16 protein-coding genes are annotated in these 20,736 nt (G+C 57.3%); 11 read left to right on the forward strand and 5 right to left on the reverse strand.

The genetic code is table 11. From position 1 onward, the window contains the following. Positions 1-366 precede the first annotated feature (366 nt). The 7 genes from ACYG9V_RS17410 to ACYG9V_RS17440 all read left to right on the forward strand — a co-directional run bounded on the left by ACYG9V_RS17410 (position 367) and on the right by ACYG9V_RS17440 (position 7,649). Positions 367-519, forward strand: a complete 153-nt coding sequence (locus ACYG9V_RS17410; RefSeq protein ID WP_023669213.1) for a hypothetical protein — start codon at positions 367-369, stop codon at positions 517-519. Beyond that, entirely contained in the window at positions 516-2,954 is a 2,439-nt protein-coding gene (locus tag ACYG9V_RS17415; RefSeq protein ID WP_156940629.1) for a PAS domain-containing protein, read from the forward strand. Before ACYG9V_RS17410 ends, ACYG9V_RS17415 begins: the two co-directional genes overlap by 4 nt. Continuing rightward, entirely contained in the window at positions 2,951-3,325 is a 375-nt protein-coding gene (locus ACYG9V_RS17420; RefSeq protein ID WP_023669211.1) for a response regulator, read from the forward strand. The genes ACYG9V_RS17415 and ACYG9V_RS17420 overlap by 4 nt, the downstream gene beginning before the upstream one ends. Positions 3,326-3,367: 42 nt before the next feature. Continuing rightward, positions 3,368-4,036, forward strand: coding sequence for a response regulator transcription factor (locus tag ACYG9V_RS17425; protein WP_023669210.1), 669 nt, complete (start codon positions 3,368-3,370; stop codon positions 4,034-4,036). Between the two features lie 292 nt (positions 4,037-4,328). Then, positions 4,329-5,291, forward strand: coding sequence for an enoyl-CoA hydratase/isomerase family protein (locus ACYG9V_RS17430; protein WP_352765773.1), 963 nt, complete (start codon positions 4,329-4,331; stop codon positions 5,289-5,291). Positions 5,292-5,345: 54 nt separating this feature from the next. Beyond that, positions 5,346-6,752: a class II fumarate hydratase gene (gene fumC / locus ACYG9V_RS17435; protein ID WP_352765774.1), complete on the forward strand. Its 1,407-nt coding sequence runs from the start codon at positions 5,346-5,348 to the stop codon at positions 6,750-6,752. Positions 6,753-6,845: 93 nt separating this feature from the next. After that, positions 6,846-7,649, forward strand: a complete 804-nt coding sequence (locus ACYG9V_RS17440; protein WP_352765775.1) for an MIP/aquaporin family protein — start codon at positions 6,846-6,848, stop codon at positions 7,647-7,649. 230 nt (positions 7,650-7,879) lie between these two features. On the opposite strand, the gene ACYG9V_RS17445 is transcribed toward ACYG9V_RS17440, so the two are convergent. From ACYG9V_RS17445 to ACYG9V_RS17460, 4 genes are all read right to left on the reverse strand, one after another. Beyond that, positions 7,880-9,478, reverse strand: a complete 1,599-nt coding sequence (locus ACYG9V_RS17445; RefSeq protein ID WP_352765776.1) for an MFS transporter — start codon at positions 9,476-9,478, stop codon at positions 7,880-7,882. Continuing rightward, complete coding sequence (locus tag ACYG9V_RS17450; protein ID WP_352765777.1) at positions 9,475-10,527, reverse strand: HlyD family secretion protein; 1,053 nt, start codon at positions 10,525-10,527, stop codon at positions 9,475-9,477. Before ACYG9V_RS17450 ends, ACYG9V_RS17445 begins: the two co-directional genes overlap by 4 nt. Before the next feature lie 362 nt (positions 10,528-10,889). After that, positions 10,890-11,963 (reverse strand): MBL fold metallo-hydrolase, encoded by a 1,074-nt coding sequence (locus ACYG9V_RS17455; RefSeq protein WP_023669203.1) that lies wholly within the window; start codon positions 11,961-11,963, stop codon positions 10,890-10,892. A 1,303-nt stretch (positions 11,964-13,266) separates the two neighbouring features. Continuing rightward, entirely contained in the window at positions 13,267-13,560 is a 294-nt protein-coding gene (locus ACYG9V_RS17460) for a hypothetical protein (protein ID WP_352765778.1), read from the reverse strand. A gap of 635 nt (positions 13,561-14,195) precedes the next feature. Here ACYG9V_RS17460 and ACYG9V_RS17465 point away from each other — a divergent pair. From ACYG9V_RS17465 to ACYG9V_RS17475, 3 genes are all read left to right on the forward strand, one after another. Further along, positions 14,196-14,843 carry a VOC family protein gene (locus ACYG9V_RS17465; protein WP_352765779.1) on the forward strand — a complete coding sequence of 216 codons (648 nt, stop codon included), beginning with the start codon at positions 14,196-14,198 and terminating at the stop codon, positions 14,841-14,843. Between the two features lie 218 nt (positions 14,844-15,061). Then, entirely contained in the window at positions 15,062-16,354 is a 1,293-nt protein-coding gene (locus tag ACYG9V_RS17470) for an epoxide hydrolase family protein (RefSeq protein ID WP_352765780.1), read from the forward strand. A gap of 129 nt (positions 16,355-16,483) precedes the next feature. Further along, complete coding sequence (locus ACYG9V_RS17475) at positions 16,484-17,545, forward strand: alpha/beta fold hydrolase (RefSeq protein WP_352765781.1); 1,062 nt, start codon at positions 16,484-16,486, stop codon at positions 17,543-17,545. A gap of 56 nt (positions 17,546-17,601) precedes the next feature. On the opposite strand, the gene ACYG9V_RS17480 is transcribed toward ACYG9V_RS17475, so the two are convergent. Continuing rightward, positions 17,602-19,365 carry an MOSC and FAD-binding oxidoreductase domain-containing protein gene (locus ACYG9V_RS17480; RefSeq protein ID WP_352765782.1) on the reverse strand — a complete coding sequence of 588 codons (1,764 nt, stop codon included), beginning with the start codon at positions 19,363-19,365 and terminating at the stop codon, positions 17,602-17,604. 572 nt (positions 19,366-19,937) lie between these two features. Between ACYG9V_RS17480 and ACYG9V_RS17485 the strand changes: the two genes are divergently transcribed. Then, on the forward strand, positions 19,938-20,663 hold the full coding sequence (locus ACYG9V_RS17485; RefSeq protein WP_023669196.1) for a sensor histidine kinase: 726 nt from the start codon (positions 19,938-19,940) through the stop codon (positions 20,661-20,663). Positions 20,664-20,736: the final 73 nt, after the last annotated feature.

Raw genomic sequence — 20,736 nt, forward strand, 5'->3', positions numbered from 1 at the left:
GAAGAGGTATCAAAATCCATTATCCGATGGTGTCGCCGATACCATGGAATAATGGTTACTCCAGCATCGAATATAGGTCGCTAGGCTAAGGCTGAGGTTGCTGAGTCTTAGCACAATGCACCGCTTGCCAAGCCAAAGGTTCGGCGCCGGCCGCCGGCTTGTTCAGGGTTTGCTCCACTTGATGGTGAATGCATCGCGGGTCGCAGACATTGCCCGTCATTGCCTTGAAGCGTTTGAGTTGGCTTTTTCCCATCGCGCGTTTCGATCTCCGTCACCAAAATCGACACCAAGGCATAATAGACGTTCGTGTTGTCCGGGGGCATGGTCCGCCACGACGTAGACCCGTTCTGTTAGGCGACAACGGCCATGGAGAAAACCGACGCATCCGCTTCCTTCGCCGGATATGAACTCGGCGGAGCGCGTCATGGCCGTGCTTTCTTCAACGGCGATGACGAGGCGTTTCGCGTGATTGCCGCAGAACAGAAGAAGCACTGTGCAAAAGCGAAGAAGTGGTCGTGACAAGTCAGCACAATTTTAAACTCATCATCGATACCATTCCTGCGATGGCGTGGTCAGCTCGGCCCGACGGCCCCATTGAGTTTCTAAGCCATCCCTATCTTGAGTACACGGGTCAATCCATTGAGCAGGCGAGGGGTTGGGGCTGGACGGCCGCGGTCCATTCTGACGACCTGGATGGGCTGATCACCATATGGCAGACAATCATAGCCTCGGGTAAGGCCGGGGAGACCGAAGCGCGATTGCGCCGATTTGATGGAAGTTATCGGTGGTTTCTTATCCGCGTTAACCCGTTGCGGGATGAGACTGGCAACATCGTCAAATGGTATGGGGCGAACACTGACATCGATGAGCGGAAGCGGGCTGAGGACAAGGCCATCGAAGCTGAGGGCGAGCTACAACGGACTATCGACGGCATACCGGCGCTGGTTGCGACCTATAACGCGGATGGCTCGCGAATTTCTATCAACAGGCGGGGACGCGAGTTCACGGGGCTCTCTGCTGAGGATGTGACGAATGGTAGGTGGAGAGGCGCAATCCACCCAGATGACATCGGACTTGAAGAGAGCAAATGGCGCGCATGTGTCACGGCTGGAGAACCGTTCGAACATGAATACCGAGTGCGAGCGGTCGATGGTACGTATCGCTGGCACATGGCCCGTCGCGTGCCGCTCCACGACGACGCCGGTAAAGTGACCCGCTGGTACGGCATGAGCCATGATATTGAGGGTCGAAAGCAGGCGGAAGCGTTCCTCGCGGGCGAAAAGCAACTGCTGGAGATGATCGCATCGGGCAGTTTGCTTCGCGATGTTCTAAGCGCATTGTGCGAATTTATTGAAGGGGCCGCGCCTGATTGCGTATGTGATGTTCACCTGATCAATTGGAGCAACTCGACATTTGAATATGCCGTGGCTCCTTCTCTGCCTTCCGCCTACAGCGACCCGATTGCGGGGATGCCCGTCAGCGGTGAGCTTTTGCCATGTGGCATAGCGGCTTCTCAAAAGATACAGGTGGTAGCGGTGGACATCGAATCCGATCCGCGCTGGTATACGTCGCCTGTTCGGTCCCATGTTCTGCAGCACGGATACAGATCGGTCTGGAGTACGCCGGTCTGTTCCAGGGAAGGGCGGGTGTTAGCCACCTTTTGCATCGTCCAACGAAAGCCAGCGGCCCCATCGCCGCACCACCAGGATCTCATTGCGCACGCAACGCAGATCGCCAGCATCGCTATCGAGCGTTCCCTGACCGAAGCAGCGCTTAAGCGGACCGAAACTTTGCTCTCGGAAGCTCAACGTCTGAGTTCAACTGGTGCGTTCTCGTGGCGCTTGGACACAGACGAGATCGCATTTTCCGAGGAACTTTATCGTATCTTTGAATTTGACCCGAATGTCCCTGTGACGCTCGACCACATCAGTGGGCGAATCCACGCGGACGACATTCCGTCACTAACTACGCAAATGACCCGGATTCGCAGCGGTCAGAGCTATCTGGGCTACGAGATTCGGCTACGGATGTCGGACAACAGGGTAAAGTATCTCCGCACTTTCGGCCGGGTCATCCGTCATCAGGATGGCCGGATGGAATGCCTTACTGCAGTTCAGGACGTCACAGAGCGCCGGCAGGCGGAAGAAGCCCTTGGCAAGGCTCGGTCTGAACTCGCACATGTCACCAGGGTTACGAGTCTCGGAGCGTTGACCGCCTCGATAGCACATGAAGTCAATCAGCCGCTGTCGGGCATCATCACCAACGCGAGCACCTGCCTTCGGATGTTGGCCGCCGATCCGCCAAATGTTGACGGCGCACGTGTGACGGCACGTCGCACGATACGCGACGGCAACCTTGCCGCCGATGTGATCGCGCGACTGCGTGCGCTCTTCAGCAAACAAGCCCCTACGATCGAGCCGGTAGATTTGAACGAGGCTGCACGCGAGGTAATAGCATTGTCGGCGGGCGACCTTCAGAGAAGTCGCGTGGTTCTGACCTCCCAATTCCCTGAGGGGCTTCCCCTCGTCGCAGGCGACCGTGTTCAACTTCAGCAAGTGATTATGAACCTGTTGCGAAATGCTGCGGATGCGATGAGCGGCGTCGAAGATCGGCCCAAGCGGTTGGTGATTAAAACTGAACCCGACGGAGAGGATTCTGTGCGTCTCTCGGTAGAAGATGCAGGTACGGGGTTCGGCGCCGATGGTCCGGAGCGGGTATTCGAGGCTTTCTACACAACCAAGAATGAAGGCATGGGGATAGGTTTGTCCGTCAGCCGCTCCATTATCGATAACCATTGCGGGCGCCTGTGGGCGGCAGCGAATGACGGCCCGGGGGCTACGTTTACGTTTTCCGTACCCGAGTATTCCAAGTGCCAGTTGTCAGCAGGGGACGTGGCTCTAAGCGCGGGTGTCCGAGGTCGGCGACGCTCAAAGGTCAGTGTGGGGGTTAGATGAAGCTTACGCATGCACTCGTGTCGGTGGTCGATGACGATCAATCCGTACGTGAGTCCCTACCAGATTTGCTGCAGGAGTTCGGCTTTAGCGTGAAGGCATTCTCTTCAGGGAAGGAGTTCCTCGCATCTGATGCCGTCGATAAGACCAAGTGCCTCATTCTCGATGTTGCCATGCCTGGCATGACGGGACCCGAGCTGCAAGTCGAGCTGGCACGTCGCAGCAAGATGATCCCGATCATCTATATCACCGCGCAAAGGGATAGCACGATCCGCCAGCGTCTCATCGAACAGGGTGCAGTGGAGTGTCTGTTCAAGCCGTTCAGCGATCAGGTTCTTCAGGACGCGCTTATTTCGGCGCTCCGTGATCCTTGAACCTGGTAGATTGTTAATGCCATCTCAGGAGGATAATTTGCGATGTACTCTTATCTGGCGGTTCAACGAGACGGTGCGGCGAGATCGTCAACCATGTCGGACGAAACACCTGTCGTATTCATTGTCGACGACGACGTTTCGGTACGCGAATCGTTGGAACTACTCATCTGCTCTGTGGGCTGGCGACCAGAGACGTTCGCCTCAGCAAAGGCATTCCTCGAGCGGTCACGTTCGCTGGTTGCGAACTGTCTGATCCTCGACGTGAATCTTCCTGATCTGAGTGGGCTCGACCTGCAGAAGCTCATATCTGTCGACCGTACCGACATGCCCATCATCTTCATAACCGGCTATGGCGACGTACCGATGACGGTAAAAGCGATGAAAGCTGGGGCTGCCGAGTTTCTCACCAAACCATTCAACGACGAGGAACTTTTGGGTGCGATCAAGCTGGCACTCGAAAGAAGTAAGACCGCACTTGCTCTGGACTCTGAGTTGCACGTCCTTAGGGATCGTTATGTATCGCTCAGCCGACGCGAGCAAGAGGTTATGACGCTGGTCGTGCGTGGTCTCTTGAACAAGCAGGTCGGCTTTGAGCTTGGCATCAGCGAAATCACAGTCAAGGCACACCGTGGCCAGGCTATGCGGAAGATGCAGGCCCGCTCGCTGGCCGAATTGGTGAACATGGCGGCCCGACTGCGCATCACTGAGTAGAGGTTTCTCCGCGCCCGAACTATCGTGCAATCGCCATCGCGGTGAGAAGTCTCATCGATGCCAAGGTATTGACGACACCATCGTTCTATCGCTTTGGCTACAATGTTTCTGCACCTATATCCATAGTTTCGAAGTCAACATGGAATTCCCGGCGGAACGGCTGTCGGGGGGGGTTGTGTTCGTCAGTATTTTCGAGAGAGATTACGTTTAGCATTGTTAAATATGTACCGGCGTTGAAGATTAGTTTCTTGCAACGGTGTTGATTTGGGCGATCAATGAAGTGGAGATAACTATGGAAAATTCTAAATCTAAAAAATCGATGATACTGTTTTCCGTTATTGCATTGTTCTGCTGTTCAACTACTGTGTTCGGGCAGGATTCAAAGCAATCCAGTGATACTAGCACGTTGGTTGCAACGAATCCGAGTACGAAGACGGCGAAGATCCGCCTGACGCGGAAGAGTGAGGCCTACTGGGAAGTCACTTTCAATAATCCGCCGCTCAATATAGTTGGCCCGTCCGAAGTCCGCGAGCTTGCAAAAATTGTTGGCCAGATCGAAGCGGATCCGAGGGTCAAGGTTGTGGTGTTTGACAGCGCGGTGCCAGACTATTTCATCGCTCATTACGACCTTTTGAGTCCCCTTAAGGACTCCAGCGGTATGAGGCCGGGGCCAACGGGCATGCATCCCGTGCCCGACATCATGGTGCGCCTCAGCCGCCTGAGGGCGGTGACGATTGTTTCAATTCGTGGACGGGCGAGTGGCATCGGGAGCGAGCTAGCGCTAGCGGCAGACATGCGCTTTGCAAGTCGGGAGAAGGCGGTCGTGTCGCAGTTTGAAGTTGGCGCCGGCTTCGTCCCTGGGGGCGGCCCTATGGCGCGGCTGCCTCGGTTGGTCGGCCGCGGCCGCGCTATGGAGATGTTGATCGGTGCCGAGGGCTTTGATGGCGAACTTGCCGAACGGTACGGCTATGTGAACCGGGCGCTGCCCGATTCAGAATTGAACGGTTTTGTCGACGCCTTGGCGACGCGCATTGCTTCGTTCGATGGGCAGGCGATTGCCGACACCAAGAACCTGATCAACCAGGCTAGTTTGCCCCCGGACTCCGAAATGCAGCCGGGCTGGGACGCATTCATCACTTCTGTACAACGACCTGCGGCTCAGGCGCGTGTTAAGGTCCTTGTCGATGAAGGGCTGCAGCAGCCTGGGGATGTCGAGAAGAACCTGGAGCAATATACCGCCAAGTATCAGGAGTAATTTGCGAACGTGGAATTCGATGGAGCGACGTGAGGCGTGTGAAAAGGACTGATCATGATTCAAATGCGCAAGGAGACTGATAGTCTGGGCGAGGTGGATGTGCCAGCCGATAGGCTCTGGGGAGCCCAAACGCAAAGGTCTCTCGAGTACTTTTCCATAGGGAAGGATTTGATCCCTCGCGAGATGATCGCGGCTTATGCCGTCCTGAAGAAAGGCGCTGCCAATGCAAACCACACAGGTGGGCGACTCGATGATCAGGTCCATCGACTGATCGTCCAGACATGTGACGAGATCGTTGCCGGGCGACATCAAGACATGTTTCCCCTGCATGTCTGGATGACGGGCAGCGGCACCCAGTTCAATATGAATGTCAATGAAGTTATTTCTAACCGGTGCTGCCAGCTGGTCGGGACGGTCCTTGGCAGCAAGACACCGGTACATCCGAACGACCATGTCAACATGGCGCAGTCGTCGAACGATTCATTCCCCTCCGCGATGTACATCGCTACGGCGAGCAATGCCAAACAGCGACTGATGCCGGCGGTCAAGCAGCTCTACGAAGCTCTCCGTTGCAAATCGGAGGAATGGAAGGACATCGTCAAGATCGGCCGCACCCACATGCAGGATGCGACGCCGCTGACCTTGGGCCAGGAATGGTCGGGATATGCCGAAATGCTCGCCGACGATCTGGATCGGCTCGAGACTTCGCTGGATGGCGTCTATCGCCTCGCCCTTGGCGGTACCGCAGTGGGCACGGGGATCAATTCGGCGCCAGGTTTCGCAGAAGCGGCCGCAGCCGAAATCGCGAGGCTGACCGGGCTTCCCTTCGTAACGGCGCCGAACAAGTTCGCCGTTCAGGGCGCTCACGATGCGCTTGTGCAGTTTTCTGGCACGATGCGCACGCTGGCAATTTCCTTGTACAAGATCGGCAACGACGTCCGTCTCATGTCGTGCGGACCGCGGGCCGGCTTCGCCGAACTCATAATACCGGCGAACGAGCCGGGCTCGTCCATCATGCCAGGCAAGGTGAATCCCACCCAGGCCGAAGCACTAACCATGGTGGCCGTGCAAGTGATGGCCAATGACGTCGCGGTCGGATTTGGCGGAGCGAGCGGCTACCTCGAGATGAACGTCTACAAGCCCCTGATCATCCACAACATCATTCATTCGATCACGATCATGGCCGACAGTTGCACGAATTTCCGCAAGTTTCTGGTCGAGGGCACGCAGCCCAACAAGGACAAGATCGCCCAATATGTGAGCGAGTCGCTGATGCTCGTGACCGCGCTCTCGCCTGTTGTCGGCTATGACAAGGCTTCGAAGATCGCGCACTATGCGATGGACAACGATGTGACGCTCAAGGCGGCCGCGCTGAAGCTCGGCTTTGTTTCCGAAGAGTTGTTCGACCGAGTGGTTGACCCGGAGAAAATGGTCAAACCTTTCGTCGCAACCTGCGCCTAGGATCGCGTCAGTTCGTCAGACGCGGGATTCGGATCCGCTGCCGGCCTCGGCAGAGGCAGTCATCACTTCAACCCAGGATTTCTAGGAGGACCCATGAGCATCCCCCCTGTCGTGTTCGGCGAGGCGGCACTCGCGTTGCAGATTGGTCAACCTCGATTCAACGCCAACTGGAAAAGTCCCGAGCATCGATTTCGGCGCCTGCTGTCCGAGTTCATCGGCACGGCAGGATTGACCTTCGTATTGTCGGCTGGCGCTGCCATCCTCGTACTGTACGGCGGAATAAAGGTTGAGCCCATCATCGCTGCATTTATCCTATCGGCGATTTCCGCGCTTTGGCTGGTCGTGGCCATCTATTTCCTTGGTGATATCAGTTCGCACTTCAATCCTGTCATGACATTTGCCTTTGCATTGCGCGGCGACATGGGTTGGCCAATGTGCGCGGCCTATGTCGTTGTGCAGTTACTCGCGGCCGCAGCCGGATCATTTCTTGCCCGCTCGTTTTTTGGCATTGAAGGCAACCTGGCAGCCACCGTTCCGCAAGCTGGGCAGGCCATGCAGGCGGTTTTCTTCGAGGCCATCCTTACGTTTGGCATGGTTTTGATGGTGCTTTCGATGGCAAATGGCCCAAAGCTTAATGGCCAGTTCATCCCCATTGCGGTGGGCGCTTACGTGATGTCGCTCGGGACGTTGGGCGGCCCGTACGAAGGAGGCGCGATGAATCCTGCCCGCGCCTTCGGTCCCGACCTGGCCCGCGGCGATCTGTCTACCTGGTGGGTCTATGTTTTGGGACCGCTGACCGGCACAATTGTTGCCGTTCTGGTAGCCAACGTGCTCCGCGGCCCGGCCACGGCTCAGGAAGCCCAGGCAGCAATGGGAACGCCGCGCGGTGAGGCCTGAGCATTCAGCCGGCAGCCTGGAGCGCGCCGCCACGGCACCAAGGTAGTATCTCACAGGCCGCTTTCTAAGTGCGAAACCTCCTTGAGGCGTAAGAGCTATTGACCCGACGGTTGGCAGCCATACCGGCCTAGAGCGCGTCACGTTTGAACGGATTCAGGCGACGCACTTTAGGATCTGTTTTCATGCATGTCGTCATCACAAAACCGCTGCGCACTTTTGCGCGACATGCATCAGACCCTCGATACACCTACCGGGACTGAGGATCGACGGCCAAGCAACCTCCTGGAGAGGATAAGGCAAGGCGCCGCGACCAAGAACAACAGCACAATCGCCAAGAAGGCCTCGTTGAAGGAAATGGTGACGGCTTGCCTGTCCACGGCCTGCCGCAGAACCAGCAGTGCGCCTTTACCAGCAGCAACACCGTCGAGCCCCCTAGCTCCAAGTTGGCCCGCCACTGCCTTCAGGCGCTCTTCGAGGACAACATCGCCAACATCCAGGTGCGATGCCAGTACCGTCCGATTATAGGCAAGTTGTCGATCGAGATAAGTCTGCAGGAGAGCCGTGCCAGCCAGACCACCAACCTGCTTGCCAAGATCGAAAAGACCGATGCCGAAGGGCAGCGCTGTCGCAGGAAGTTGCATGAACGCAATCAGCGTCAAGCTCACGAACAGGAAACCCAGTCCAAAGCCGCGCAGGAGCAGTGGAAACTCCAAATCCACAGCTCCGCTGTCGCTTGTCGAACCCGACATGAGCCACATTGACGAGGCGAAAAACACGATCCCGACAGGAGCCAGAGCAAACGGACTTATTCCGCTTTTTTTTACGCCGATTCCTGCAATTACCAGCGAGCAGCCCAACATTGCTCCACTCGGCAGGAGAAGAGTTCCAGCATCCGTAGCTGTGAAGTTGAGGACGTTCAAGGCAAAGGCGGGGATCAGAAAGGCGCTGCCGGATAGGGCAAATCCGGCTACCAGACTGGCGACAAGGGCGAAGCAATAGTCGGGATCGCCTAAAGGCGACGCGGGAAGTATCAGACGATCCGATGCAAATTGGAACTCCCACAGCAGCAGCAGGATGACCGCCAGCAGACCGGTCAGGGTGAGAAGGATGATGTGCCCGTCGTCGAACCAATTGAACCTGCTGCCTTGTTGCGACACATAGGTCAAAGAGGCTGCGGCGATTCCAGCCAGCGCGATCTGGATGTAGGGGATGCGGATTCTGTGGCGGACCGTTTGTCCGCGGTCCGCCGCGAGCATGACGAGGGCGAGAATGCCCATCGGCACGTTGCTCAGGAATATCCAGTCCCACGAAAGGTGGTCGACAACCCAACCTTGGAGCGCTGGTGTCAATGTCGTTGGGGCCATGACGGAGCCGAGGGCTAAGAGAGCTTGCACAATCGGTTGCTGACGGCTCGGGAAACGAAGGAACAGCAGCGTCTGGCCTGCCACGAGCACGGTCGCGCCGGCAAAACCCTGAACGATGCGGCAGACGTCAATCCAGGCAATATCGACGGAAGAGATCATTGCGGCAGACGCCAAGAGAAGCGCGACCGTGCCGGCGCGCAAACAGGGCGTAGGCTTTAGCGCTGCAACAAACAGCGGCGCGACCAAAAAGCCGGTCAGCTTGGCCGCGAGAAATGCGATGTCGAAAGTCGCGAATTCGTCGGTCGTGGCATGTATGTCGCCCAGCATATCCAGGCGCCCAATAGAGAGCGCCGTACTGGCGATCGAATCCATGACGGCGGTCAGTACAACTCCGATCAAGACCATCGCGGCGCCGAGCACCTCGGGTTTAGTCAGTAACGGTCGCGGTTCGATCTGACGGCTCATTGTGCCGTACCGGGCCGATTATCCGCAAGGTCGCCGACCGGGTTCGAAGTGGTGGTCGCGGGATCGGTTCCCCTGCCCACCTGAACGGCAATGCGGGCTGAAAGTCCGGGAACCAGCCGACCAGGCAACGGATTGTGTGTAAGTCTTATCTTGACCGGAACGCGCTGGACGACGCGGATGAAGTTACCCGTCGCATTGTCCGGTGGCAGCACGCTGAAGGCAGCCCCGCTACCCGGGGCGAAGCTGTCGACGACACCATCGATATGAACGTCAGGGTACTCGTCGATCACCACCTGAACAGGCTGTCCAACCTCCATTCGACCAAGCTGGGTCTCCTTGAAATTGGCGACGACCCATATACCCTTGACCGGAACAACGTCCATCGCCGGGGTGCCAGGCGTGACGTAGCGTCCGACGCGAACTTGCCGGTTGCCGATGACACCGTCGATCGGCGACAGGATGACGGTATTGGCGAGGTCCATCCTGGCCAGACTAACGGAAGCTTTCGCCAGAGCCATCGCTGCTTGGGCGCCGGCGAGTTGGGCGTCGAGCACACCAAGCTTCAGCCTCTGCGCCAGAGTATTGGCCGCCTGGGCTTTGTCCCCCGCCTCGGCTTTTGCGAACGCGGTCTGCGCATCCTGGAGTTTTTGTTCGCTGGCCGTCCCGCTCTTTCGCAGAGCCATGTAGCGGTCAAGATTGGCGCTCGACAACAGCAAATCCGCTGAGACCGAGCGCTGCTGCGCCACCGCTTGTTCGATCAAGGCATCTTGCAGTTTCTGCGTTGCTTCAATGTTTGCGATCTCGGCCTGTCGGGTCGCAAGAGTGGCAATGGCTTCGTCGAGTTTCGCTCGGTAATCACTGTCGTCGATGCGAAACAGAAAGCTCCCTTTGCTAACGTCGGCGTTGTCGCCAACTGCAACTTCCACCACATAGCCGGAGAGCTTGGGCGCGATACTCGTTATATCGCCGCGGACATAAGCGTTGTCGGTAGACTCTTCGGAACGGCCGTGGAAATACCATTGCCAGACCCAGGCTGCCGACAGCGACATCGTCACAGTCGCCACCACTAGAATAGCGGTCTTTCGAGCCCAGCCTATTGGTGCTTGCGTTGATTTCTGCGAAGCCACCAGGCCGAACACAGGAGACGCCGCCGGTTGCGGTCCGTTGTCACTCCTCAAAGCCGATTGCGTGGGTCCTTCAAAGCCTTCAGCTCGGAGCATCTCAACGATCCAATCTCCAACATGCGGGGCAGTCGATCTTACAAATTGTCTGACCATGCTCCGAGGATTGCCGGCTACGCGCAGAGCGGGCTGACTCTCCGGCAAATCCTCTGAGACCACGCTTCGCGCTACCCCCCCCGCGGATGTCACATAGCTACGACCCCCGGCTGAGCTCCCGGGTTGCCAGGTCTTCAGTCGATACGAAGGCTCTGCTCCATCGCGTAACACTGGTCCCAGATGAATACGTCATAGCCGGCCAGTCGGGACTGCCACTTGGGCGTGACGGCATTGACGCATTTCACAACGACGCGGTCGATGTAGTTGTCGTAGACGGCCCAGAGATTGGGCTTGTCCTCGGCTTCCATTTCCTCGCCTGGGGGCGTTGATTTGAGGGCAGCAACGGCAGCTGACTTCAGGTCATTCATGAACTCGAGCTGCGTACGTACATCGGAATGAGTACCCACGCGATTGACATGACCTCCGACGAGCGTTTCGAACGGCAATGTGTCGATGTACGCCACCTGGTCGAAGTAACCGGGGATGTCCTTGGCAAGCGCAAAGCGACGCCACGGCATCCAGCCAGGGAAGATCACGTCGACCACCATCAGGACCTTCTGCTCGGGAGCATAGATGAAGATGTTTCCTGGCTCATGGGGGCTGCTGCCGGGATAGCTCAGGTCGAGAACCTGGCTACCGACGTTCAGGGTGTAGTGATCCTTGAACGTGACCGTAGGCAAAGGCCGCCTCGGATCCTTGGCTCGTTCGAGCAGCCGCAGGGTCTCTTCTTGGGCGATGATGATTGGATGACCGCCGAGGTCGATTACGCCGCCAATATGATCTACGTGCGCATGGCTGTAGACGATATGTGTGATTGGTCTGTCGGTCACCTCGGTGATAGCCTGACGTATGTGGGCCGAGTATCCCGGAGGTGCGTCGACCACGACGACGCCGGTTTCGTACACCAGGAACATCGACTGGTAGCCGTTGTCGGTGACCATGTAGAGGCCACGGCCCAACTCTTGGCTCCGGTATCCCTTCTTCGTCTCGATGGCCGGGGTTACGTCTTCCTTGGGAATCGGAAGATAGTGGTCAACGCGCGTACCTATCGGCGCCAGCGATGGCATACTCTGGTAAGGGGCGCCAGACTGTCCTGGCAAGGTCTCGGCGCGGGCGCTTTGGAATGGCGCCGAACTGAGTCCGACAGTGATCGCGACGGAGCCGACCTTCGCCGCTACCGCCAAAAGATTCGAACGGAAGAGAAACATAACAAATCTCCTGGTTGATTGATGTCTGCAGGGACATTTGTCGAAAATTCGAAGATTGGTTATTATGCTTAGGTGTCGCGGGTACCATGGTATTAGAATTACCCTGCGGCCCTCGGCACCAGCCCACGCCTTCGAACAATCGCCCTGGTATGGTCTTGAGTTTGTCGGGCGGATGCGGCGCGAGAAATCTCACCGCTGTCGCTTCCTGATGGGTGTCTTTCGTATGGCCCAAAATGCGGTCGGACTTGTGTCAGATCACATGGCCTCCTCGCCGGCGGGCGGCCAGCGTCTCTATGATCGTTCTGACCTGCCGACCTGCCCCGCCGAGTGCCACAAAATATTGCCGAGGCTATCGTACAATAGATTTTGCCGCTACTGCAGGTCGATCTGCGCTCTACCTGATAGGGCGCCGATTTCTTGACCGACCGGCGCGAAATTCTCGGCGCAGTGAGCCTGACCGGGCCGCGAATCGCCCACTGTGGGCAATTGGGAGGAACTCATGTCACCGACGTTGCAGCGTTGGAGGGTTTGCGCGGCATAACGGCAACATTCGGGACACACAGATACCGGGGGGGACGCTTCTCCTACAATTCTGCCAAGTCTGAGCCAATGGCAGACGATCTTGCGCAACGCGACAGCGAAATGGGAACCAACAGAGTGCGCGATGGGTATTCCAGACCGACAGAGAAACAGTGTGAGGCAAGCGCGGTGGATCCTGGTGCCGCTATTTGGGTTGTGGATACCAGGCGGCCCGATGCCTCTCCGGTGCCACACCTGCGGAGAACCACCGGGAGGTGGGACGGCGGGATGTTTTGTTCTTACGACAAGCGCTTCAAGAGCGGTTGAGCGGTAGGTCAGGTCCATCATGGCGACTTCAAAGCATGCCATTGCAGAGGGATTGCAAATGAAGCAAAGCAGCAATGTATCACAGCCTTTTAGCTGAAGGCGTGCCGATATGATGGCGAGCATTTTGGTCGCCATCATATTCGCTCCCTTTGACTCGGTGGGTCACGAAACGGCAAGGGCATCTTGACGATGGTATCGGCGATACATTGGGATTGACCGGTGAGACAAATCGGCGGCTGCGGCCCTCGCTTGATGAGGGGCAATGCGTTGGAACCAGCTTCGCATTGCGCGGCCTCACAGCGAGACATCGACTGATGTCACCAGGCCGGTTTCCAAGGGGCAAAGCCATGGGCACAGACGGCAGGTTTTCCAGCCACAGCAAGCATGGATACAAAATGGCGGGCACTAGGCCCGCCATTGTCCGGCTCAACAGGGTTCATCACCCTGGCTTGGAGGATCATGAGCCGGCAAGGGCATTCAGATCGGCACAAAATTCCGCATAAGGCTTTGTCATTGCCGCGTCCTGGCACTCTCTCATCATCGCCATACGCTTCGCGTGCGGCAGGGTTTTGAAGGCTGCCTTGAATCTGCCTCTCATGATGGGATTCGTGTGGACGGGCTCCTTGATAGAACTGGTGTAAAACGACTGCTTGTTGATGGGGTCGATAACATCAAGCGCGCCAGCCAACGCATCCCTGCCGAGACCCGAAAGAGTAAACGCTAGGACGAGGCATGTAGTTTTGGTGTTCATAACGAATTCTTCTCCTCGATGAGACAACCGCCTACTCGACGATCGCGATGGTGATCTATTGATAACTTCCACTGGCCGATACTCTCCGGACGGACTGTTATCTACCTGCGGATAGGAATGAATATATTGTGCGATGGTATCGTCCACACTTTGGCATAGGTCGGTGGGAAAAATGCCGATCCGTGGTACTGCGCTTGCCGAATGCCGAGGAGTAATTCGGTTCGATCGACCGATCTGCTTAGCTTTCCAATCGCTGCCCCGCGATGCGTCGGGAACACTGCAACCCTGCCGATACCAACGTGCAATAGACTAATCTCCACCGAAACTGGATGCTGTGTTCGGAGCGAGGAGCACGGACGGAGCGCGGCGCGATGCCAGCAAGATCACTAACGGCCACACAACGTGAGTTGCTCGCCGCGACGGCGATTGTCGGGATCATCGGCGCGCTTCCGGGGACGGTTGAAGCATGGCGTCGCGAGGGTTCCTCTGAGGTGGCGCCCCGCATGTCGATGAAAGCCGAAGTCGTGATCAATGGAAAGTCATGCGGCGATAGCATTGAGTAATTGACGCGGTCGCTGGCACTGCTCACGCAGATGTACTTGGGCATGCCCTGCCGCCAAACTAAGGAGCTCGACATGAGTGACGATGTAGTGCGCAGCGAAACTGCGAAAACAGCGATGATCGACCTGAAGTTCGAGGCCGTGGTTATCCCCGTTTCGGACGTCGATCGTGCCAAGCGTTTCTATGGCGGCCTGGGGTGGCGGCTCGACGCCGACTTCCCTGTCGGTGACACGTTTCGGGTTGTACAATTTACGCCCCCGGGTTCACCGGCCTCGATCCACTTCGGCACCGGCCTCACGTCGGCCGCGCCCGGCTCGGCACAGGGACTTTATCTCATTGTGTCCGATATCGAAGCAGCGCGCGCCGAGCTTGTGGCGCGCGGGGCCGACGCCAGCGAAGTGTTCCACCGTGCTGGTCCTGGACAGCCGGCAATTAGCGGCAAGGATCCAGAGGGGCGCAGTTATTCCTCGTTCGCCTCTTTCAAGGACCCGGACGGCAACGGGTGGTTGTTACAGGAAATCACTGTGCGGCTGCCGGGACGCGTGGAGGCCGGCGACACGACATTCACCTCGTTGAATGAGCTTGCAGGTGCACTCCGGCGCACCGCGGCCGCGCATGGCGAGCACGAGAAGCGGACAGGCGGAACACGCGATGAGAACTGGCCCGACTGGTACGCCGAATACATGGCAGCGGAACAGATCGGGCAGCCGCTGCCGACGTGAGCAGGGGCGTAGTTGCTCCTGGCGCGATGCAGGATAGCTGTGTTTGCCGTATGCCGCGCGAGACCATGACGGTCGGCGCCGACACGGATCGGTGATCATTGGTTGCTTGTCTGTGACCAATCGTAAAGTATTGTTGATACAAAGGTGTGATGGATTTAGGCTGTTTTAGGTATATACTTAATTTATGTGAATAAATTGGGTTTATCGAGGAACAAATGATGTCAGCGATATCGCTATCACCAACTCGACGTGATGTCATTGTTGCAGCCGCCGCAGTTGGAGCGGCCAATCTGGTGCCTAGGGCTCTGCAAGCAGCGGTCGGGCAAGAATCTATCCGTCCGTTCAGTATTCATGTCCCGACTTGGGCGCTTGCAGATCTTCGCCGGCGTATCAAAGCTATAAGATGGCCGGAACGGGAGACCGTCAATGATCGCTCCCAGGGCGTCCAACTAGCAAAGCTGCAAACGCTGGTCGAGTATTGGGGGAGTCGTTATGACTGGCGCAAGGTGGAGACGAAACTGAATAAATTGCCGCAATTCATTACTAGTGTTGATGGAGTAGATATTCAATTCGCGCACGTCCGCTCCCCACACGAGGGGGCAATGCCCTTGCTTATGATGCATGGTTGGCCAGGCTCGATTGTGGAGCTTTTGAAAGTCATAGGCCCCCTGACCGATCCCACTGCGCATGGAGGGCGGATAGAAGATGCATTTCACCTCGTCCTTCCGACCATGCCGGGTTACGGCTTCTCGGGTAAGCCGTCTGCGACCGGTTGGGGTCCGGCGCGGATAGCTGGCGCGTTTCACGAGCTAATGCTCAGGCTGGATTACAACGAATACGTCTCCCAGGGAGGCGACTGGGGCGCGATCGTCTCGCAGGTGCTGGCCGTTCAGGCTCCGAAAGGTCTTCTCGGCATTCACGTTAACATGCCCGGGACTGTACCCCCGAGCATTCTTCGGCATCTCCGTAATTTCGACCCGGCCCCGGTGGAATTATCGGATCGGGAGAAGAGCGCCTACGATCGGCTGCTGCATTTCTACCGCGACGGTTTCGGTTATGCGGCTATGATGAATCAGAGCCCGCAAACCATCGGCTATGCCCTCTCCGATTCTCCGGTCGCAATGGCAGCTTACTTCTACGACAAGTTCGCGGAGTGGACCGATAGCGACGGAGAGCCGGAACGGATCTTCACGTATAACGAGATGCTGGATGCCATCTCCTTCTACTGGTTTACCAACTCAGGAGCTTCATCATCGCGGTCGTATTGGGAAGGCGCGCAAGCAGGCGGTGGTCCGTTTGATGCGTTCGACATCCCGAAGGTCCCTGTAGCGGTCACCGTCTATCCGGCCGAAATCTACCGCGCACCGAGGAGTTGGGGCGATAGAAGCTTCGGTAACGTCATTTACTGGAATGAAGTGGATAGAGGCGGTCATTTCGCGGCGTGGGAGCAGCCTTACGTCTTCTCTAACGAGCTCAGAGAGGCGTTCAGACCGCTACGCCGAGCAATCTGAGGCGAAAGAGGCGATTCTCCCCGCATCGTCTTCGCCCAGTAGCGCGGCCGGGTCGCCCCCCACCCGGCCGCGCATTTTAGTTGCACGTGGGGCAACAACGGACAAACCATTTCCTGAGGAGGTTTGAAAATGGACAGCATCCCACAACAAATTGACCACAATCGCCGCCGCTTACTAGGCACGGCCTTTGCCGCGATGACTGCCTTTGAACTGGGGATCGAGAAGCCAGCGGCGGCGAGATCCGCTGTCAGAAGTCCAAGCAAAGAACTCCCCAAGAAAGCGGTACAAGAGCTGTTGGGTTCATTAAGGCAAATTGACGCCGGTTTGCTTAACATCGGATACGCGGAGATGGGATCTATGACCGGCGCACCGGTGATCCTCCTTCATGGATGGCCATACGACATCCAAACTTATGTCGGTGTCGCGCCTTTGTTGGCCTCTAAAGGTTATCGCGTGATCGTACCGTATCTACGAGGGTACGGCACAACACGGTTCCTTTCCGATGGCACCATGCGCAACGGGCAGCAGTCCGCAGTTGCCTTGGACGTCATTGCGCTGATGGATGCCCTCAGAATAGAACAGGCTATTCTTGCCGGCTGTGACTGGGGCGCCAGAACCGCCAATATTGTCGCTGCGCTATGGCCAGAGCGGTGCAAAGGAATGGTTTCAGTGAGCGGCTATTTGATAGGTAATCAGCAGGCAGGTAGGCAGCCGCTGCCACCGAGCGCGGAACTGCAATGGTGGTATCAGTATTACTTTGCAACCGATCGTGGGCAGGCCGGCTATCGGAAATTTACGCGCGATTTCGCAAAGCTGATCTGGCGTCTTGCATCGCCGCAATGGAATTTCGACGATGCGACCTTCGACCGTAGTGCTGCCGCGTTTGACAATCCCGATCATGTGGCGATCGTGATCCATAACTACCGCTGGCGTCTCGGCCTGGCCGAGGGCGAACCTCAATATGAGAACCTGGAGAAGCGGCTTGCGCAGGCGCCCGTCATCACCGTGCCTACAATAACGCTGGAGGGCGACGCCAATGGTGCTCCTCACCCGGAAGCCAGCGCCTACGCGAAGATGTTCTCAGGGAGGTACTCTCATCGACTGATCACGGGCGGCATAGGGCACAATCTACCCCAGGAAGCTCCGCTGGCTTTCGCCGAGGCCGTAATCGAGGTCGGTGCGGTCACGTGATTGCCCGACACGGAAATTTTCTTCCACATGCACCCAAACAATTCCTATCCGCTGCCTTAGAGATCAAGGACGACGTCTCCATTTGGCTGGGAACAGCAGATCAAGATGTTGCCGCTTGTTGGCGGATCGATTGGATCGGGCCGATAGGCGACTGTTCCAGCCACAAGCCCGGTCTGGCAAATGTGACAGACCCCTGTGCGGCACGACCATCGCGTGGGGACGTCGCACGCTTCAGCAATCTCAAGCAGACTCTGGAATCCTGAGCCCCAGCGGACGCTCAGGCCGCTCCGTGCGAACGAAACCAGAGGTCCCGTACCGTCGGTTTCGGCAGGTAGATGCGGCGCCCGGCCTGGAGCGGCGGCAATGCCCGGGGTACTAGAAGGACCTGGGCCGAACAGCTCCGTGTAGACCCGGTCGGCGCCGACACCCCAGGCTGCAAGCGCCGCGCTCAGGTTGCCCGTAAAGGCGGATGGTCCGCACAGATAGAAATTGGCATGGCGCGGAATGTCCAGTTTTCGAAGTACCTCGATGTCCAGGCGTCCGAGGGCATCAAAATCGACACCTTGCCTGTCATCTGGATCGGGCGCGCTGTAGCTTATATGGCTGTGACTGTTGGGCAAGACTTTCAGCAAGTCTCGAACCTCTTGGGCAAAGGCATGCTCACGGCTACATCGAGTGCCGTGGAGCCACCAGACTTCCCTCGTCGAACCTGTTTCCGCCAGTGCATGGAGCATCGCAATCACGGGCGTGACGCCCACCCCGGCACTTAGAAGGACGATTGGACGATCGTCCGTCCGAAGAGTGAAGCTGCCGCGTGGTGCGCTTACGTCGAGCACGTCGCCCATTTCGACCCGGTCGTCTATGTAGGCACTCACCACTCCATGGAGTTCCCGCTTTACGCTTATTCGGTAGCAGCGCTCACCAGTTCCGCCCGACAAAGAATAACTGCGCATTAGGGCCGGGCCATCGGACGCCACCTGCAGGCGCAGCACGACAAACTGTCCAGGGAGTGCTGCTGTGAGGCGGGATCCATCAACGGACTCTAGCACCAGCGACATCACACTAACGCTTTCGGGGATCTTGTGCACCACGCGTAGCGGGCGAAATCCTGTCCACGCAGGTGGTGGTCCAGACATTGGATCAAGTCCGGCATTGCCTGTCCTGGCATCGCGGTCTTCGTTTTGTGCTAGCATCGCCCGGAAGGATCCCTGCCAGCCTTCGCTTAGCGCCGGGATGCGCAACGCCCGCTCGATCTGGCTGTGAGGGTGGCCTGGCAAATATAGCAGCGCATTGACCTCTGACACAGTCATCCGTTCAGGGCCGATCCCGACCTGGACGATCTCATCTCCAGCCTCGACCTGGCCTTCTTCCAGGACGCGCAGATAGAAGCCGGGCCTGCCTCGCGCAACCAGCAGCGCGGCCATGCGCGGCTCGTTCATGCGAATACCGACCCGGTAGCAAGTGACGCGCGGTTGGGTCACTTCGAACAAGGCGCTCCCAATCCGATAGCGGTCGCCGATGCATACCTCATCGTCCGACAGGCCATCGACTGTGAAATTCTCCCCAAACTGGCCGTAGGAAAAGTTCTCGCGGCCCAGCTCGCGTTGCCAATAATGATAGGATTCCGATTGGTAGACCAAAACCGCCCTTTGCTCGCCGCCGTGCCCCGCCAGGTCTCCCTGCCTGTCGCCATCGACGTTGAGCCGTCGTACCTGACGTGGGCCTTCAACCGATGTTTTCCAGACTGCGGTGTTGACGGTCTTTCCTTGCCAAGGAATGCCACGCGGCAAGCCCACATTGACCGACAGCAAGCGAGCCATCACTGCGTCCTTTCTGCCAGCCACTGCCAGCCCGTTCCGCTCACCGAGCAACCAAAGAGGGATGCTCACCGTCAGCGCTTACTATCGCAAACTAGCACGTGTAAGCATGGAAGCGATCGACACCAAAGTATTGGTAATACCATCGTTCAATATATTCCAACTTTGACCGCTGTCAGTACTCAGTTGGGTGAACACTGTTGATTGATGCCGGTGCGGAGTATCTGTTTTGAAGACGTAAACGCTGGAATTCTGGGTTTCGACCTTGTCAACCAATTTTCCCTTGAGGAGGATATGACGATGTCACATCATTATTCAGGTCCCAATTTTGTGTTCCCGCGGGGAGATGCGCGTCTGGATCTCACTGATGTCTATGCCTTTACGAAGCGGGGCGACGCCGTTTGGGGCTCCTTTTGCGCGCGCTGCGTCGGATTGTGCGCGGGAGTTGTCTGAAACAAACGGCGAGGAGAGTGCTCCTGGCATCCGGTTAGCTTGTCCTCGGTCAGGGCAGGCCAGCGATGGTGCGTCCGCTTCGGAACGCAAGAAAATGTTTGTTCAGCAAACGGAGGAATGGAATGTCAAGTCTCCAAGTAGATGAAAGCATATTCGACGTCCGGGGGAACAATCCGCAAGGTGGTCTCGCCCTGCAGATCTCGACTGCCGGTATCGTCCATGACCTTGGTAATCTCATTCAGGTGGCTTCATCTGCGTTGAACCACCTGGGTCGAGACCCGAATATCGCAACGGCTCCGGGCGCAGGGGTGGTAATTGCTGGCGCCAAGACCGCTCTGGAGAGAGCCGGTTGTCTTGTCAGGCAGACCATCAGGACAGCCAGAGAAATCGAAGGCGTAATTTCAAATGCTAACGTGGGCATTTGCCTGGCCGACGTCGAAGCTTTTGTTCGAAGTGCTTGGGATGAAAACATCCGTGTCGAGGTTTGCGTCGGCTCCAACCTTCCTTTGGTAAGGTGCGATCGCGTCGGGTTGCAAAATGCAGTCCTCAACCTTCTGCTCAATGCACGCGATGCGATGCCCGACGGCGGTTTGATTTCAGTTCACGCGTTGGTATCGGAGAATTCCAAGGGGGTGGATGTTCGGGTTGAAGACCGCGGAATTGGGATGACCAACGAGACCATGGTGCGAGCATTTGATCTCTTCTTTACGACAAAGGGCGAGGGATTGGGTGGTGTTGGATTGCCGATGGTCAAACGCTTCGTTGAAGAAGCGGGAGGAAGCATCGATCTAAAAAGCATCCTCGGGTCAGGCACAGTCGTGACGCTGAAATTGCCCGCAATGCATTAGGAACTCGTTCGGGGAGTGCGATCAGGAGTTTGGTTGCAAGCCTGTGTGATTTCAGGGCAGATTCGTGAGGTGC

Source organism: Mesorhizobium sp. W016, assembly GCF_054719485.1.

Excerpts from the sequence above, each read along its gene's own strand:
- ACYG9V_RS17410 (WP_023669213.1), top strand. The coding sequence starts at position 367 with ATGGAGAAAACCGACGCATCCGCTTCCTTCGCCGGATATGAACTCGGC.
- ACYG9V_RS17420 (WP_023669211.1), top strand. The coding sequence starts at position 2,951 with ATGAAGCTTACGCATGCACTCGTGTCGGTGGTCGATGACGATCAATCC.
- ACYG9V_RS17425 (WP_023669210.1), top strand. The coding sequence starts at position 3,368 with ATGTACTCTTATCTGGCGGTTCAACGAGACGGTGCGGCGAGATCGTCA.
- ACYG9V_RS17430 (WP_352765773.1), top strand. The coding sequence starts at position 4,329 with ATGGAAAATTCTAAATCTAAAAAATCGATGATACTGTTTTCCGTTATT.
- fumC (WP_352765774.1), top strand. The coding sequence starts at position 5,346 with ATGATTCAAATGCGCAAGGAGACTGATAGTCTGGGCGAGGTGGATGTG.
- ACYG9V_RS17440 (WP_352765775.1), top strand. The coding sequence starts at position 6,846 with ATGAGCATCCCCCCTGTCGTGTTCGGCGAGGCGGCACTCGCGTTGCAG.
- ACYG9V_RS17445 (WP_352765776.1), bottom strand. The coding sequence starts at position 9,478 with ATGAGCCGTCAGATCGAACCGCGACCGTTACTGACTAAACCCGAGGTG.
- ACYG9V_RS17450 (WP_352765777.1), bottom strand. The coding sequence starts at position 10,527 with ATGTCGCTGTCGGCAGCCTGGGTCTGGCAATGGTATTTCCACGGCCGT.
- ACYG9V_RS17455 (WP_023669203.1), bottom strand. The coding sequence starts at position 11,963 with ATGTTTCTCTTCCGTTCGAATCTTTTGGCGGTAGCGGCGAAGGTCGGC.
- ACYG9V_RS17460 (WP_352765778.1), bottom strand. The coding sequence starts at position 13,560 with ATGAACACCAAAACTACATGCCTCGTCCTAGCGTTTACTCTTTCGGGT.
- ACYG9V_RS17465 (WP_352765779.1), top strand. The coding sequence starts at position 14,196 with ATGAGTGACGATGTAGTGCGCAGCGAAACTGCGAAAACAGCGATGATC.
- ACYG9V_RS17470 (WP_352765780.1), top strand. The coding sequence starts at position 15,062 with ATGTCAGCGATATCGCTATCACCAACTCGACGTGATGTCATTGTTGCA.
- ACYG9V_RS17475 (WP_352765781.1), top strand. The coding sequence starts at position 16,484 with ATGGACAGCATCCCACAACAAATTGACCACAATCGCCGCCGCTTACTA.
- ACYG9V_RS17480 (WP_352765782.1), bottom strand. The coding sequence starts at position 19,365 with ATGGCTCGCTTGCTGTCGGTCAATGTGGGCTTGCCGCGTGGCATTCCT.
- ACYG9V_RS17485 (WP_023669196.1), top strand. The coding sequence starts at position 19,938 with ATGTCAAGTCTCCAAGTAGATGAAAGCATATTCGACGTCCGGGGGAAC.